The 15215-nt window shown below is 60.5% G+C and carries 17 protein-coding genes; 8 read left to right on the forward strand and 9 right to left on the reverse strand.

Annotation, left to right across the window (positions count from 1 at the left end; all coding sequences use genetic code 11):
* Positions 1 to 8: 8 nt before the first annotated feature.
* Both ACN0SO_RS10990 and ACN0SO_RS10995 read right to left on the reverse strand, forming a co-directional pair.
* Positions 9 to 347, reverse strand: a complete 339-nt coding sequence (locus ACN0SO_RS10990) for a P-II family nitrogen regulator (RefSeq protein ID WP_190291594.1) — start codon at positions 345 to 347, stop codon at positions 9 to 11.
* 478 nt (positions 348 to 825) lie between these two features.
* Positions 826 to 1377 carry a DUF924 family protein gene (locus ACN0SO_RS10995; protein ID WP_417677538.1) on the reverse strand — a complete coding sequence of 184 codons (552 nt, stop codon included), beginning with the start codon at positions 1375 to 1377 and terminating at the stop codon, positions 826 to 828.
* A gap of 95 nt (positions 1378 to 1472) precedes the next feature.
* On the opposite strand from ACN0SO_RS10995, the gene ACN0SO_RS11000 reads away from it, so the two are divergent.
* Entirely contained in the window at positions 1473 to 1700 is a 228-nt protein-coding gene (locus ACN0SO_RS11000; RefSeq protein WP_417677539.1) for a sulfurtransferase TusA family protein, read from the forward strand.
* Positions 1701 to 1721: 21 nt separating this feature from the next.
* Here the strand turns inward: ACN0SO_RS11000 and ACN0SO_RS11005 are convergent, their stop codons facing one another.
* Together ACN0SO_RS11005 and ACN0SO_RS11010 are read right to left on the reverse strand one after the other, a co-directional pair.
* Positions 1722 to 2015: a 4a-hydroxytetrahydrobiopterin dehydratase gene (locus tag ACN0SO_RS11005; protein WP_417677541.1), complete on the reverse strand. Its 294-nt coding sequence runs from the start codon at positions 2013 to 2015 to the stop codon at positions 1722 to 1724.
* Positions 2008 to 3336 (reverse strand): adenylate/guanylate cyclase domain-containing protein, encoded by a 1329-nt coding sequence (locus tag ACN0SO_RS11010; protein ID WP_417677543.1) that lies wholly within the window; start codon positions 3334 to 3336, stop codon positions 2008 to 2010. Before ACN0SO_RS11010 ends, ACN0SO_RS11005 begins: the two co-directional genes overlap by 8 nt.
* Positions 3337 to 3520: 184 nt before the next feature.
* On the opposite strand from ACN0SO_RS11010, the gene ACN0SO_RS11015 reads away from it, so the two are divergent.
* From ACN0SO_RS11015 to ACN0SO_RS11025, 3 genes are all read left to right on the forward strand, one after another.
* The gene (locus ACN0SO_RS11015) at positions 3521 to 3976 is read left to right on the forward strand and encodes a low molecular weight protein-tyrosine-phosphatase (protein ID WP_417677545.1); all 456 of its coding nucleotides are present in this window, start codon (positions 3521 to 3523) and stop codon (positions 3974 to 3976) included.
* A gap of 79 nt (positions 3977 to 4055) precedes the next feature.
* On the forward strand, positions 4056 to 4346 hold the full coding sequence (locus ACN0SO_RS11020) for a hypothetical protein (protein ID WP_417677547.1): 291 nt from the start codon (positions 4056 to 4058) through the stop codon (positions 4344 to 4346).
* A 75-nt stretch (positions 4347 to 4421) separates the two neighbouring features.
* On the forward strand, positions 4422 to 4874 hold the full coding sequence (locus ACN0SO_RS11025; RefSeq protein WP_417677549.1) for a host attachment protein: 453 nt from the start codon (positions 4422 to 4424) through the stop codon (positions 4872 to 4874).
* A 13-nt stretch (positions 4875 to 4887) separates the two neighbouring features.
* Here the strand turns inward: ACN0SO_RS11025 and ACN0SO_RS11030 are convergent, their stop codons facing one another.
* A complete protein-coding gene (locus ACN0SO_RS11030) occupies positions 4888 to 5748 on the reverse strand; it encodes a phosphatase PAP2 family protein (RefSeq protein WP_417677551.1) in 861 nt (286 codons plus the stop codon).
* Positions 5749 to 5846: 98 nt separating this feature from the next.
* Between ACN0SO_RS11030 and ACN0SO_RS11035 the strand changes: the two genes are divergently transcribed.
* Positions 5847 to 6491, forward strand: coding sequence for a 2-hydroxychromene-2-carboxylate isomerase (locus tag ACN0SO_RS11035; protein ID WP_417677553.1), 645 nt, complete (start codon positions 5847 to 5849; stop codon positions 6489 to 6491).
* A gap of 9 nt (positions 6492 to 6500) precedes the next feature.
* Here ACN0SO_RS11035 and ACN0SO_RS11040 read toward each other — a convergent pair whose 3' ends face one another.
* Entirely contained in the window at positions 6501 to 7649 is a 1149-nt protein-coding gene (locus ACN0SO_RS11040) for a hybrid sensor histidine kinase/response regulator (protein WP_417677555.1), read from the reverse strand.
* A 511-nt stretch (positions 7650 to 8160) separates the two neighbouring features.
* Here ACN0SO_RS11040 and ACN0SO_RS11045 point away from each other — a divergent pair.
* Entirely contained in the window at positions 8161 to 9126 is a 966-nt protein-coding gene (locus tag ACN0SO_RS11045; protein WP_417677557.1) for an AEC family transporter, read from the forward strand.
* A gap of 20 nt (positions 9127 to 9146) precedes the next feature.
* On the opposite strand, the gene ACN0SO_RS11050 is transcribed toward ACN0SO_RS11045, so the two are convergent.
* Both ACN0SO_RS11050 and gluQRS read right to left on the reverse strand, forming a co-directional pair.
* The gene (locus ACN0SO_RS11050; protein WP_417677559.1) at positions 9147 to 11156 is read right to left on the reverse strand and encodes a putative bifunctional diguanylate cyclase/phosphodiesterase; all 2010 of its coding nucleotides are present in this window, start codon (positions 11154 to 11156) and stop codon (positions 9147 to 9149) included.
* 369 nt (positions 11157 to 11525) lie between these two features.
* A complete protein-coding gene (gene gluQRS / locus ACN0SO_RS11055) occupies positions 11526 to 12443 on the reverse strand; it encodes a tRNA glutamyl-Q(34) synthetase GluQRS (RefSeq protein WP_417677561.1) in 918 nt (305 codons plus the stop codon).
* Positions 12444 to 12533: 90 nt separating this feature from the next.
* Between gluQRS and ACN0SO_RS11060 the strand changes: the two genes are divergently transcribed.
* Positions 12534 to 13175 (forward strand): DNA-3-methyladenine glycosylase family protein, encoded by a 642-nt coding sequence (locus ACN0SO_RS11060; protein ID WP_417677563.1) that lies wholly within the window; start codon positions 12534 to 12536, stop codon positions 13173 to 13175.
* Here ACN0SO_RS11060 and ACN0SO_RS11065 read toward each other — a convergent pair.
* Complete coding sequence (locus ACN0SO_RS11065; protein WP_417677565.1) at positions 13172 to 13951, reverse strand: alpha/beta hydrolase; 780 nt, start codon at positions 13949 to 13951, stop codon at positions 13172 to 13174. The two genes, ACN0SO_RS11060 and ACN0SO_RS11065, sit on opposite strands and share 4 nt — an antisense overlap.
* 85 nt (positions 13952 to 14036) lie before the next feature.
* Here ACN0SO_RS11065 and ACN0SO_RS11070 point away from each other — a divergent pair, with 85 nt between their 5' ends.
* Complete coding sequence (locus ACN0SO_RS11070) at positions 14037 to 15212, forward strand: glycosyltransferase family 4 protein (RefSeq protein WP_417677567.1); 1176 nt, start codon at positions 14037 to 14039, stop codon at positions 15210 to 15212.
* Positions 15213 to 15215: the final 3 nt, after the last annotated feature.

A 15215-nucleotide genomic window follows, 5' to 3' on the forward strand; every position in this document is an offset into this window, starting at 1 on the left:
CACAACAATCAAAGAGCTTCGGCGTCGGTTTCGCCGGTACGGATACGCACGACCTGGTCGATCGAGTAGACGAAGATCTTGCCGTCGCCGATCTGACCCGTCTTTGCCGCTGAGGAGATAACTTCGACGACTTTGTCGACAGCATCGCTTGCGACAGCGACTTCGATTTTCAACTTGGGCAGGAAGCTCACTGCATATTCAGTGCCGCGGTAGATCTCGGTGTGCCCTTTCTGGCGGCCATAGCCCTTCACCTCGGTCACCGTCAGGCCCTGAATGCCGATGCCCGTCAGCGCGTCACGCACTTCATCGAGCTTGAACGGCTTGATAATGGCCATCACGATTTTCATTGCTCGTTCCCATTCCTCTTTTTTGCCTCTTCCCGGCGAAGAGGCTCGCTTGACCGTCCCGTCTGGCACCCCCCTCAAGGTTCCACCCTGCCGAGAACCCTTCGGTTCAAATCAGAGCCCGCAAACGCAAGAAGCCGGGTCGGTTTCACGCCCTTACAAACAAGGACCGTGCCAACTTTGAAAATAGAGTCTGGGAATGGCAGTATTCTGCGGGTTTCAAGGGATTGGAACACCAGCCCGGCCGTCAATTCCAATGAAGCGCCCGAAATTGAGTCACTGCACAGGCCTATTTTTTGTGCAAAATTCAAATTTTGCACAAAAAATGTGCGTAAATCCTAAGCGAAGCTTAATCCCGATCAATAAAGAGGCAAAAAATCGGATGAAAACCCATTGTTGACGCTCGGAAGGAGAGCTTGCCGGCTCCCCTCTTCACCCTACAACACCCGATTTTCATCCGCAGCGCCCTGCAAACGCAGCGTCATGCGGAAAATCCGCCATCGTCCAGAAACGCCTGTTCCTCCGGCGTGGTTTCCCGTCCAAGAACCGCGTTGCGATGGGGGAAGCGGCCGAAACGGCGGATCACGTCCAGATGGATCAGGGCATAGAGATGGTATTCCCGATCGCCTGTCTTGCGGAAAAGATCGACGCTTTCCTGCTGCGCATCCATGTCTTCGGCATGTTCGAACGGGAGATAGAAGAAGGCCCGGGCATCCTTTGGAAAGGCCTTGTCATAACCGGCGGCAACCGCCCGCCTGGCATGGTCCAGCGCCCGTGCGTCCGCCTCGAAGGCGCGCGCGTCGTTGCGAAACACATTTCTTGTAAACTGATCAAGCAGCAGGATCAGGGCTAGGGATCCGTGGGCAGTGTCGGCCCAGGCATCGAGTTCGCCTTTTTGCGCGGCCTCGATCGTCGTCAGGAAACGCTCCCGGATTTTCCGGTCGAAATTGTCATCACGGGCAAACCACTTGGAAGCCCCCGCCTGCCACCAGAAATCGAGAACATCGATCGGATTTGCCAAAGTCTCGGACATGGTGGACCCTTCCTGAGTTGAAGACAGATGCAGCGTATTGCGTCTATATATGACCTAGGGTACGGAAACCCGATCAGACAAGGAACCCGTTTTAAGTGAGCGACGACATCCTGCTGGACTTGAAGGGGCTGAAATGCCCGCTGCCGGTTCTGAAAACCCGCAGGGCCATGGCTACCCTGGAAACCGGGACCCTGGTCACGGTGCTGACGACCGATCCCATGGCCGCGATCGACATTCCCCACTACTGCCAGGAAAACGGCCACCGTCTTGTGAGCGCCGAAATGGCCGGGGAGGCCGGGCGTTTCGTTCTGGAAAAGGGCTGAGCCCGATTTCCACGCCCTGCGTCAGGATCCCGCGAACTGATCCATTTTCCTTGCCAGCTTGATATCCAGCTCCGTCAACCCACCCGCGTCATGGGTTGCCAGCGTGACGTCGACCTGCCCGTACACATTCGACCACTCCGGATGATGGTTCATCTTTTCGGCAACCAGCGCCACACGGGTCATGAAGCCGAAGGCCTCGTTGAAGTCACGAAACCGGAAACTGCGGGTGATCGCTTCGCGCCCGTCCACCAGGCGCCATAGCGGCAGGCTCTCCAGTTCCCGTGCCCGTTCCACGTCCGTCAACCGTTCAGCCATCTGCTGGCCCCTCCTCTCCTGCTGGTGTCTCCGGTCCATCCTCGACACTGTCCTTCTCGCCCACGAGGAACGCCGTCTTCATCCAGCCAACGCCCTTGACCTCGATCGGTTCACGCTCCTGAAACGAAAACACATGCTGAGTCCGGCTTCGGAATGCTTCCGTCACCTGGATACGGCCGGCTTCCGAGTGCGATTCCATACGGCTCGCCACATTGACCGCATCGCCCCACACATCATACGAATAACGCCGTTTGCCGATCACCCCGGCAATGGCCGGGCCGGTATGGATACCGATACGCAGATTGAGCCGCACCCCGTTCAATGGCGCGCAGTCCTCGATCGCGTGCAGCATGGCAAGCGCCAGCCGGCCGACGGCAACCGCGGCTTCATCCGTCCCGCCTTCGAGGCCGCCGACGACCATATAGGCATCGCCGATGGTCTTGATCTTTTCCGCCCCCGCCTGTTCGACCAGACGGTCGAAGGACCGGAACAGGCCGTCGAGATAACCGACGACCTCATCGGGAGAAAGAAGCCGTGCCGCAGGCGTGAAACCGACCAGATCGGCAAAGAGCACGCTGACATCCTCATGGCGATCGGCGATGCGTTCCTGGGGATCGGTCTTCAGCCGGTCGGCAATCGGGCGCGGCATGATCGTCTCCAGGAGGGTTTCCGACCGTTCATGCTCGGCCTGCAAGGCGGTTTCCGCCCGATGCAGGGCCGTCAGCGCATAGACGATCAGGACCGTGGAAATGATCAGCACATTGACCATCACCTGCGCCGCGAGATGTCTTCTGAATTCCATGTCATGCGGCATGACCGGTCCGACCTCCGGCGCAAACTGGTAGGAAACAAGCAGGAGCAGGAGCGCCACCATGAAGACGCCCATATAAATGCGCCAGTGATGAACGCCGAAAAAGATGAAGGCGGCTCCACCAAGCGCGAAATAGGCCTGGGTTCCGCTTTCGAGGCCAAGTGCCCAGACAACGAAGAGATTTCCGATCGCTGTGACCGGAATGAAATAGAGAGCCGCCGCATTGTCGCCGAAACGATGAAATCGAGACGTCAGCGAAAACAGGACGATCATCACCATGCCGTAGATACTGATCGGCATCAGCTCGAAAAACGAATGGAGGAGGTTCTGGGCCGTGTGGAGGATATTGTCGGCCACGCCGACCAGCGCGGACACATTGACCACCATCTGACGGCGGCGGACATATCTGTCCTTGGAATGAATCCCGGCCGCCGCAAGACGGCGCAGCCAGGATGGAGGACGAATCCCCCCGGCAATCCCGAGCAAGCCCGATGTGGACCGGTCCTTCATGAATTGCATGCCTCCGAACCGGCGGACGACCCTGCCTCTCCAGAATCCGCGAATGTCCGCTTCCTACAGCAAAAGCCGCCCGCGCCCATTTATCAAGGCCGGATAGTGGTAACGCCATGCCTGAGCCGGACCGGATCTCCGCCGACCCGTTGACAGGGTCGCAGCAAACCGCTTTTTCTACCCGATGACCTCCGTTCTGTTCGTCTGCCTTGGAAACATCTGCCGCTCGCCCCTTGCCGAAGGCGTCTTCCGGCAGACCGTGGAACAAACGGGACATTCGGACAGGGTCCTGATCGATTCCGCCGGAACCGGGAACTGGCATCGCGGCAATCCGCCCGATCCCCGTTCTGTCAGCGTAGCCGCCGCAAATGGCATCGATATTTCGGGCCTCAAGGCGCGGCAGGTGGAAAAAAACGATTTCGACCGGTTCGACCTCATTCTTGCGATGGACCGCGACAACCTGGCTTTCCTGCGGAGAATGGGCGCAGCGGAGCAGACATCCAGGATCCGCCTTTTTCTCCAAGGTCCGGAGCGGGATGTCCCCGATCCCTACTATGGCGGCAAAGACGGCTTTCAAAACGTATACGAATTGGTGAAGCGCGGCTGCCTAGACCTGCTGGACGACCTGAAGCTCGCCTGAACCGCATTGCCGGCAAATTCACACGCACGTCTTGATCGCGATGCTATCCGGAAGGAATCCACGTTCCGGAGACCATGTCATGAAGCTTTTTTGGTGGATGCTCGCGGCTGTTCTGATTGTCCTGGGGCTTGCCACCGTCTGGATGCCGATACCCACCGGTGTTCCGCTCCTGGCCCTCGGCGGCATTATCATCATCGGCAGCAGCCGCAGTGCAGCCCGCATGATCCGCAAACATCGCAGAAGCCGCGAAACCCTGGACAGGGTCTTCCTTTTTTTGGAGGAGCGCGCGCCCCTGAACCTCGCACGAATCCTCAGGCGCACGCGGCCAAGAAAAAGCAGCGCCGGAAATCCGGAGACGCCGCGAACTTGATCCGCCTCAAAGCAGCCCCAGATAGAAACTGTTTCTCTTTGAGCAACAACACACCGGACTGAAGAGGAGTTCACTATGGCCGGGATTCAAATCGCTCATGACGCGTGGGTACTGGTTGGCGATGGTGAGAAGGCGTTGGTGTTCCGAAACGAAGGCGATGAGAAGTTTCCGAATCTCCAGGTCATTCAGATCATGGAAAACGAAAATCCGCTGACGAAGGATCAGGGCACGGACGAACCGGGACGCCGCAATGACGGTCCGGGACCGCAGAAAAGCGCCATGGAACCGACGGACTGGCACATGATCGAAAAGCACCGGTTTGCCAAGGAAATGGCCGCCGCGCTTTACAAGGCCGCCCACAAGGGCCGGTTCTCCCAGCTGGTCGTCGTCGCGCCGCCGATGACGCTTGGCGATCTGCGCAAGGAATTCCACAAGGAGGTCAAGGACAGGGTCGTCGCGGAATTCGACAAGACCCTGACCGGCCACCCGCCGGCGCAAATCGAAAAAATCCTGACGAAGGCCGGTTGAGCCGGCAGCCCGATCAACTGTGATCGTGGAACATCTTCTGGAACCGGCGCGCGGACGCACGTATCCGCGTCCCGGTTTTTTTTACGACCACATGCAGGAGACGGCCTTTCCGCGTGAACGCTTCATCCAGGGCCCTGTCCCTCAGGAATGCCGGAGGGCGGACATAGAACAGCTGATACGTCGCGAGGATGACAAGCAGCGTCAGGCCCCAGGAAATCATCGTATCGGACAGAAAATGCCCGCCGAAGGCGATCCGGTTGACGGACAGGACAAAGGCAAGCGGCAGCACGAAACACAACATCGCGAACCGCCAGGCAACCGGCACCAGAAAGACGACCGCCAGCAGCCATATGCCGGCCGACGCCTCGCCGGACACGAACGAGCAGTTCGTATCGCACAGGTTCGTCGGCCACCACACGGGCTGGTAGGGCAGATCTCCGCCGAACTGATCGACCATGACCGGCCTCGGCCGGCCCCAGTTGTTCTTCAGGATGAGATTGACCAGAACGCCCGGTCCCAGGATCAGCGTTGTCAGCAGGAACAGCGGCGCCCGCAAAGGCACCAGCGGCCGGCGACCCGGCGCCAGGATCTTCAGGAGCAACACCGCACAGCTTGCGATCGCAATGATCCTGACGAGATAGGGCCCGAGATACCGAAGACGGCGCAGGAACGGGTCGGACTGCGCCCAAAAGCCGGTGTCATCGGCATAAAACAGGGCACTGACCCACAGATCTACGGAAGGGAACACCAGAAAGAATGCCGATACCAGGACGACATAGACCGTGACGGCAGCGATCGGGTGCCGTTTCGCCCAGTCGATGGCCTTGCGCCACATGCCATGCAGCGTATTGTGTCGGTAACGTCGGGCGCTCATGCCCTGCTGTTTATACCATTCATTTCGCGCGGCCAATGCTTCAACCCTGAAGCATAAGGCTTTCGCCCGGGTCCGGCTGCCGTATCACCAAAAAACCCATGACCGATCATCCCTCCGACCCCACACACTCCGAGCCGGCCCGGCCCCTGCTTCATTTCTGGTTCGAATTCGGCTCCACCTACAGTTATCTGTCGGCAATGCGTGTCGAAACGGTCGCCCGCGACCGCGGTGTCCAGCTTGTCTGGCATCCGTTTCTGCTCGGACCGATCTTCAAGAAACAGGGCTGGGACACGTCGCCCTTCAATCTTTACCCTGCCAAGGGCCGGCACATGTGGCAGGACATGGAACGGCAATGCGACAAGCTTGGCCTTCCGCTGATGGTGCCGGATCCGTTTCCCCAAAACAGCCTGATGGCCGCCCGCATCGCCCATGCCGGCCGGCAGTCGCCCTGGATCGGCGCTTTCGTGCGGGCCGTCTTCGACGCCGAATTCGGTCAGGGACAGGATATTTCCGATCCCGCCCTTCTGGCCGGACTGCTGCAGGAAGCAGGCGCGGATGCAAAGGCCGTCATGGAGGAGGCCGAGTCCATCGACGTCAAGATCGGTCTACGCGCCGCCGTTTCCGAAGCGGAAGCCCTCGGCATCTTCGGGGCGCCCAGCTTCGTGACCGTCAACGGCGACCTTTACTGGGGCCACGACCGGCTGGAAGACGCGCTTGACGACGCCTTGTTGCTCACGCGTTAGGCCATTCCTTCATAAGACAGGCGCATCCGGCGTCATATTGCTCTCCCGATAGTCCCGGGCATGTTCCAGCGCCTGGAACAGAAGGGACGGCGACAGGGGTTTTGTCAGCACTTCGAGAAAGCCGGCATCCTTCAGTCTTTTGTCTCCGACCGATTCCATGGCGGCGGTCACGGCAATCAGCGCAAGCTTCTCGCCCGCCCGCACTTCCAGAAGTTTTTCCGCAACCTCCAGCCCGCTCATGCCGGGCATATGCAGGTCCATCAACACGGCATCGAAGGGGGCAGCCTTAAGCATCTCAAGAGCCGCCGGACCGCTCTCCGCCTCTTCGCAGGTCATGCCGAAGGATTCCAGGAGAGCAGACAGGAGCCGCCGGTTGGTTTCATTGTCATCGACAATCAGGACATGCTGTTCGCCAAGCGGAAGGTTTATGGGCTCTTCCCCGTCCTCCAGGCCGGAGGCCGGTTCCAGCGTCTTTGCCGGCGGCGCCGTGATCTCAAAACGGCAACCTCCCGACTTCGGGCTCACCAGGCGGAGCTTGCCGCCAAGACGCCGGATCAGGCGAGCCGCACCCCAAAGACCGAGCCCGGAGCCTTCCCCCGACGCCCGGCCGGTCTTGCCGCGAACGAAAGGCGCGAACAGCCGATCCCGCTCGACCGGGTCGATCCCCGGTCCGGTATCCGCAACGCTGATGAATATGTCTGCGCCATCCCGCTCCGCCGAAGGGGCGGACCGCACGGCAATCGTAATGCTGCCTTCGGCGGTATATTTGATGGCGTTGTCGACCAGCGTCGTCACCACCCTGCGCAAGGACGCCCCTCGCGCTGCCTCGATCGGCATGCCGGCTGCCTCGGACACCAGCTCGAAGCGAAGTCCTTTCTGTTCGGCCAGAGGGCGGAACAGATCGAAGACCTCGCGCACCAGCGCCGGTGCATCCTTTGGAGCTTTTACGCGCCGCCGGTCGGGAAAATCCGGCCGGATCAGGTCTTCAGTCAAATCGCTAAGCGCATCGATGGACTGTAGAAGAATGGAAAGATATTCGCTTTGCTCCCGGCTCAGCTTACCCTTCGCGATCAACTCCGCCGTGGTCTTCATGGCAGCCAGCGGTGTTCGCAGGTCATGCGCGAGCAAGGCGGTTTCATTGCCGTTTTCAGCCTTCATATCGGCCAGGACCTGTCTGTTCGTTGCGAGTGCGCATTCGGCCCTTGCCAAGATCTAGAGCATCGGACGATAACTTTGAAGCATTTGATGTCTGAAAGCAGTTCATTCGGCCAGGCGCGTCGCGAAGTGCGATGCGGTGCATCGTGCAAGCGGCGCAACGCAGCCGATGGGCTGCTTTCAGACACCCGAAGGGCCGGGCTCTTTTGCCCGCTGACTGCGTTGGCCCCCGTGTTTTTGGGGCTCGCGCTTGTGGTGGGAAACACCATCGCGCGCGACCCGCCTTGTCAGCAGACAAAAGCGCACCGGTCAAATGGTTCAAAGTTATCGCCCGATGCTCTAGCCCTGTCGTCATGCTGCAGTCTTCATTTCCCACCCTCACCGACCTAAGGCTACCTCTCAAGACCCGCTTGAGGTGTTTTCGTCGCCCGGCGAGCTTTACCCGGACACCATCATGCCCGAAGAAGGGTTAGCAAACCTGAAAATCTGCCTGAGCGAAAAAGTAGAATAAGTCATGACTGGCCAAGTTCTGAGCATCGTCCTCCCGGTCTTCATCCTGATCGGGGTCGGCTATCTTGTCGCCAGGGTCGGACTGATGTCGCAAACCGTCGGCGAGGCGCTCGGTCAATACGTCTACGTGATCGCCATTCCGGTCCTGGTCTTCAAGACACTGGCCGTCGTCAATCTGGACGGCCAGAGCCCGTGGGCGATCTGGGCCGCCTATTTCAGCGGCATGGCGGCCACCTGGATCGCCGGCAATCTGATGATCCGCAAGGTGTTCGGGCGTGAAGCCAGGGCCGGCGTCATCGGCGGCATTTCGGCCGCCTTTGCCAATACGGTCATGGTCGGCCTGCCGCTGGTGTCCCAGGTCTACGGCGATGCCGGCCTGGTGCCGCTGCTTCTGATCATTTCCGTCCATCTTCCGGCCATGACCGCGGCAACCGCCGTCCTGATGGAACGGGCAGCGGCGCTCGACGGGGTCAGCACGCCGCCGCCGATGCCCGAACTCCTGAAACGCATCGGCCGCAACCTGATCGTCAATCCGATTGTCGTCGCGATCACCTGTTCCCTGATCTGGCGCGGCACCGGCCTGCCGATCGAGGGGCTGTTCCAGGATATTCTGAACCGGATTTCGGCGACCGCCCTGCCGGTCGCCCTCCTGTCCCTGGGCATGAGCATGGTGACTTACGGTATTCGCGGAAACGTGTTGCCCGGATTCCTGCTGAGCGTCCTGAAGCTCGGCTTCATGCCGGCCGCCGTCTTTGTCATGTCCGCCTATGTGGTCCATCTGCCGCCGCTGTGGACGGCGGTGGCGACCTTGACCGCAACCTGCCCCACGGGCGTCAACGCCTATATTTTCGCAAACCGCTACGGCACGGGCCACGCCATGTCGACCAACGCGATCACCCTGACGACGGCAGCCGCCGTCGTCACCAGCGGGCTCTGGTACGCCTTTCTGGAAACCTGGCGGGCCTTTTGAACACGGATACGCGGTAATCGTTACGCGGTCGCATCCATCGTCGCGGCAGGGTTCAAACCGTTGCGGACCATCCCGGCGAATGCCGCATATTCCACAGGCGGGCTCCACAGGTAACCCTGGGCGTAGGATGCGCCCCAGGTACGCAACTGGTCGAACTGGAGCGGTGTCTCGATGCCTTCGGCGACCGTTTTCATCTTCAGCTGCCGGGCCATCATCAGGATCAGCTGCACGATGGCGCGCTGGTTTTCGTCCGCGGCCATATCGCGGATGAAGGACCTGTCGATCTTGATCGTGTCGAACGGCATGGTCGCGAGCGTGTTCAGGCTGGAATAACCGGTGCCGAAATCGTCGATCGCCAGGAGAACGCCTTCCTCCTTGATGGGCATGATCTGGTCCATGACTCGAGCGGGATCGTCCATCACGCTGGACTCCGTGATTTCCAGTTCCAGGCGGTCCAGCGGGAACCCGCTTTCACCAAGGATACCGAGCGTCCGGTCGGTGAAATAGACGGACTGGAACTGCACCGGTGCCACGTTGACGGCGATCTTCAGATCATGCCCCTCCGCCAGCAGGCGGTTCATGTCTTCCAGAGACTGGCGCAGCACGAATTCACCGATCGGGGTCATCAGTCCGCACTCCTCCGCGATCGGTACGAACTTGAAGGGCGGAACGTTGCCCAGTTCCGGATTGGTCCACCGAAGGAGCGCCTCGGAACCGATGATGTTTCCCGAAACCAGATCGATTTTCGGCTGATAGAACACCCTCAGTTCATTATTATCGAGCGCGCTCATCAGGTGGCGTTCTATTTTCTGCCGCTCCAGCGCTTGTTCCCGGATCTTTTCATTGAAGATCGTCGCCTGGTCCCGCCCGTCTTCCTTGGAACGATACATGGCCATGTCGGCACAGCGCAGAACGTCATCCGCCACCTGCCCGTCTTGCGGGTAGAGGGCGATACCCATGCTGGCGCGCACGATCAGGCTCAACGGGTCGACGCGGACCGGCCGGCCGATCTTCTCGATCACAATTTCCGAGAGTTCCACCAGCTTTCCGGCGTCGGTCATGCCGGGCAGGACGGCGACGAATTCATCGCCGGCAAACCGGGCGACAAACGGCGCCGATGTCGTATGCGGTTCGAAATACTCGGCGACGAGAGACCTGATCCGCTCTGCGACATGCTTGAGCAGTTCATCGCCAACCGCATGGCCATGCATGTCGTTGATCATCTTGAACCGGTCGAGATCGATGAAGAGCACGGCCCCTTCCGCCCGCGGCGACAGGTCGATCAGCTGTATGGCCGTGTTTTCGAATTTCAGCCGGTTGGGAAGCCCGGTCACGCCGTCGACGTGGGCAAGATACTCGATGTGCTTGATGGTCTTGCGCAGGTTGACGGCCATGGCCTTGAAAGCTTCCTGAAGCTCTCCGACCTCGCCGTTCGCATCGACGACCATGTTTGGATCGAGGAACCCTTGCGCGGCCTCGTTTGCAGCCTGCGTCACCCGGCTTATTCCCCGTGTCGACCGGTACATCATGTATGTCCCCAGCGGCACGACGGCGACGATCAGGATTCCGAACAAGACGAGCACCTGAAGCAGCACATCGCCCCGGACGGCCTGAAGCTCTCCATTCGACATTTTCACGAGAACGGCACCGACCGCCTCGCCCTCGCGCAGGACCGGCAGGTAATAGTCCGTGAAATCCGCATTCCTGCGTGAGACCGGCTCCCTGGATCCGACGACCCGGCGTGCTATCGGATCCGAAGCCGGCGACACCCCGGTTTCACGCGAGCTGCTGTCGAAAGCAATCATATTCCCCGACGCGGAAAAGATCTTTGCCGCAACCACTTCGGGCTCGGAGGCAAGCGCATTCAGGAGGGGTTGGAGCGGCGCGAAATCATTTTGTTCGATCTTGTCGGCCGTTAAAGCTGCAATCAGCTTCGCATGCCCCCTCGCTGCGCGTTCGATCCCGTCTTCGACGGCCTGCATTTCATCCCGGTAATTGATGAAAGCCATGATCAGCGAAAAGGAAATCATTAAAACAGTCAGGTATGCCGTGGAACGGATAAACACCCTCCCATATGCGGCCTGCATCCGGCGGAAAAATGCCCCGATTTTCTTCAAGCAAAACCCCCGCAATCCTGCGAAAACAACATCTGTCCGAATGAGCGGCCTTACATCCGCCTGCTCCCGCGTTTCAATGGCAGGAAAATTCTGTTCGTAACACGCAAAGGCTGACTTTCACGCTACCGGAACGCCTGCCGCGAGTAGAGCAAAGAAACATGGAACGCGTATATAAAGTTATAACTCCCAGATACGGTCGCTTTATTTCATGTATTTCAATGATGTTTTCTTAAAGAGAATTTTTATTTAAGTTTTTATAAATGATATTTTTAACTAGTTACTTCATGATTTAACGTCACGCCAGATACCAATCCGCTCATGGATGCTCATTGCCGTTGCTCCTGCCAGGCGTAATTCCCTCAGGCTGGTGCTCCGGTCGGATTTCGCAAGCTTGCGGCCGGTATCATCCAGTATCAGGCGATGGTGCCGGTATCGCGGTTCCGGCAACCCGAGCAGGATCTGCAGGACCCGGTGCACCGACGTCGCCTGATAAAGGTCCCGTCCCCGCATGACGTCGGTCACGCCCTGCCCGGCATCGTCGACGACGACAGACAGATGGTAGCTCGTCGGCGTATCCTTTCGCGCCAGGATCACATCGCCCCAGGCAGCCGGGTCAGCGGTGATCTCATTTGGCTCGAACCATTCGGGACCGGCCGGGCTTGAGGGTATTTCAGCGCTGCATTCGCGCCAGGTCACCGGCTCCCGGACCAGATCCAGGGCGCGGCGCATATCAAGGCGCACGGCGAATGGCGCATCGGATGCCCTCCGCTGACGGCATTTTTCGTCACTCAGAACGGCACGGTCGCCCGGATAATGCGGCGCGCCGTCAGGGTCCCGCGGCCACGAAGCGCCGCCAGCCTCCTTCTCCGCAACGAACCGCTTGATCTCGGCACGCGTCAGATAGGCGCGATAGGTAAGACCCATGCGCTCCAGCTTCTGAAGCGCATCCTCGTAAGCGGAGAAATTCTCCGACTGCCGCAAAACCGGCGTTTCCCATGTGAGACCGAGCCAGGCGAGGTCTTCCAGCATATCCCGTTCCAGCTCCGGCGTGCACCGCACCGTGTCGATATCCTCGACCCTGAGCAGGAACCGGCCGCCGGTCGCAAGGGCCGAGCGGTAATTCAGAAGCGCGGAATAGGCGTGCCCGAGATGCAGATGGCCATTGGGCGACGGGGCAAATCGGAAAACCGGAACTGTCATCGGCAGGGATCTTATAGCAATGTGCTCGGGTTTGGCTCATCCAGTGGATTTGAGCCATAGCAGGTGGACCGGAGCAGACAAGGAATTTTCATGAAGGCGATTGAAAGCCTGGACGATATCGCGGAAGGCGTGGCGGCCCTGCAGCGACTGGACCGGCGGCTGGTCCCGGTCATCGCGGTGTCGGGGGACATTCCCCTGCGCCGGCGTGCGGCCGATTTCGCAGGACTGGCCCAGATCGTCACCGGCCAGCAGGTCTCCGTCGCCAGCGCCGCGGCCATCTTCGCGCGGCTCGAGGAGCGTGTCCGGCCGCTGAATGAACACGGACTGGCTACCGTGAGCGACGAGGATCTCGCAGCCGTCGGCCTCTCCCGCCCCAAGATCCGGACCCTGAGGGCAATCGAGGACGCCTGCCGCAACGGACTGGACCTCTCGCACCTTGCCGAACGACCCGGCGCGGAAGCCCATGCGGAACTGTGCGCGATCAAGGGCATCGGCCGCTGGACGGCGGATATCTTCCTGCTCTTTTGTGCCGGACATCCGGATGTCTTTCCAAGCGGCGACCTGGCGCTTCAGGTTGCCGTTCAGGGCGCCCTCGGACTGGAGGGCAGGCCGAAACCCGGCGTCCTCGACGAGATTGCCGAGGCCTGGGCCCCCTGGCGCGGTGTCGCGGCCCGCGTCTTCTGGGCCTGGTACCGGGTCCAGAAACAGGGCCGCGAAACCATGCCGCTCTAAAACAATGCGGCGACCGATTTCAGCAGCAATGCGATGTCCTGCGGCCGGGACAGCCGGTGGTCGCCGTCCGGAACAAGCGTCAGCGTGACATCGTCTTCCGGCAAGGCCTCCGCCAGGCGCTCCGCATGGCGCCAGGGGACGTCCGGATCCTGGACCCCTTGCAGGATCGTCACCGGACAGCCGGTCGCTATTCGTTTGTCGAGGAGGAGATGCTTACGCCCGTCCTCGATCAGCTTGGCGGTAATCACATAAGGATCGTCCGAATAGGCGGACGGCTGCTGCCAGCGCCCCTCGCTCAGGATCGCTTCGCGGATCTCATCGGTGAACCGCTGCTTCCACATCAGTTCCTCGGTGAAATCCGTCGCCGGCGCGATCAGCACCATGCCCTTGATGAGCCCGATCTCCCGCCGCGCCAAAGCCAGAAGCAGAGCAATCCAGCCCCCCATGGAAGACCCGATCACGACGGTCGGCCCATCGCAGAAGCGGTCGAAAACAGCAAGAGCTTCCTCCAGCCAGTCGGACACGCAGGCGTCTTCGAACGCACCTTCGGAAATCCCGTGGCCGGAATAATCGAACCGGGTACAGGCAAGGCCTTGCTTCCTGGCCCATTCGTCAAGTTCCACGGCCTTCGTGCCGCTCATGTCCGACTTGAAGCCGGAAAGCCAGAACAGGCCGGGGCCTTGTCCCGCGCGATGACGCACGGCGATCCGGCGGCTCCCGCCCGTCTTTACGCCCGCTTTTCCAATCTCGATGAATTGCGGTTCGGCGGCGTTCATATTAAGGCTCTGCCCAGTTTCATGGTTTCAGGTCCCCTTTGGCACAGACGGGGACAAATGAGAAGCCTCACCGCCGGAGCCCTCCTTGGCCATCAAAGCGAACGTCATCCTGCAAGTCATCCCGGACCTCGTGACCGGCGGCGCGGAACGCACCACCGTCGACGTTGCAGCAGCCATCGTCCGGGCCGACGGCACCGCTCTGGTAGCAAGCGAAGGCGGACAGATGGTGGCGGAGCTTGAAGCCGTCGGCGCAAGGCACATCATGCTGCCGGTCAAGTCGAAGAACCCGGTCACGATCTGGAAAAACGCGGCAAGACTGCAAAAGATCATCGTGGCGGAAGGCGTCGGCCTGATCCATGCCCGCAGCCGGGCCCCGGCCTGGTCCGCGCTCCTGGCCGCGCGCCGTTGCAACATTCCCTTCGTGACCACCTATCACGGCATCTACAATCAAAAGGGTCCGCTGAAGGCGCTTTATAATTCCGTGATGGCCCGCGGCGACGCGGTGATCGCCAACTCCGCCTATACCGCCCGGCTGATTGCCGGGCGCCATCCGTTTGCCAAAGACCGGATCGACGTCATTCACCGGGGTTCGGACCTGTCCGCTCTGGCGCCCGGCGCCGTGACCGACGACCGCAAAGCGGCACTAACCGCCGCATGGGGCCTGGAACCCGGACGCCCGGTGATCCTCCAGCTTGCCAGGGTCACGGGATGGAAAGGCCAAAGGGTCGTCATCGATGCCATGGCCGAGCTGAAAAACGCAGGGCTGACGGCGCCGGTCGCGATCCTTGCCGGCGACGCTCAGGGCCGTGACGACTACGCCGCAGAGCTGAAAAGCAAGATCGCCGATCACGGCCTGGAAAATCAGGTCAGGATCGTCGGCCACTGCGCCGATGTCCCGGCGGCCCTGGCCCTGGCGGATCTGTCCGTCGTCGCCTCGACAGCCGCGGAAGCCTTCGGCCGGGCGGCTGTGGAAGCACAGGCCGCATGTGTGCCCGTCATCGTCTCCGATCTCGGCGCCGTTCCCGAAACCGTGCTCGCACCGCCGGAATTCCCCGAAGCGGACCGCACCGGCTGGCGCGTGCCGCCGGGCGATCCGCAGGCCCTTGCCGAGGCGATCAAGCATGCGCTGGACATGTCGGAAGACGAACGAAATGCCCTGATCAGCCGCGCAAGGGCCCATGTGACAGAGAAATTCTCGGTCGAGGCCATGTGCGCAAAAACGCTGGCTGTTTATGAGCGGCTTCTGACCGCGAAAGACTAGGGC

It is taken from the genome of Roseibium sp. (assembly GCF_048260565.1).
Classification (GTDB): Bacteria; Pseudomonadota; Alphaproteobacteria; order Rhizobiales; family Stappiaceae; genus Roseibium.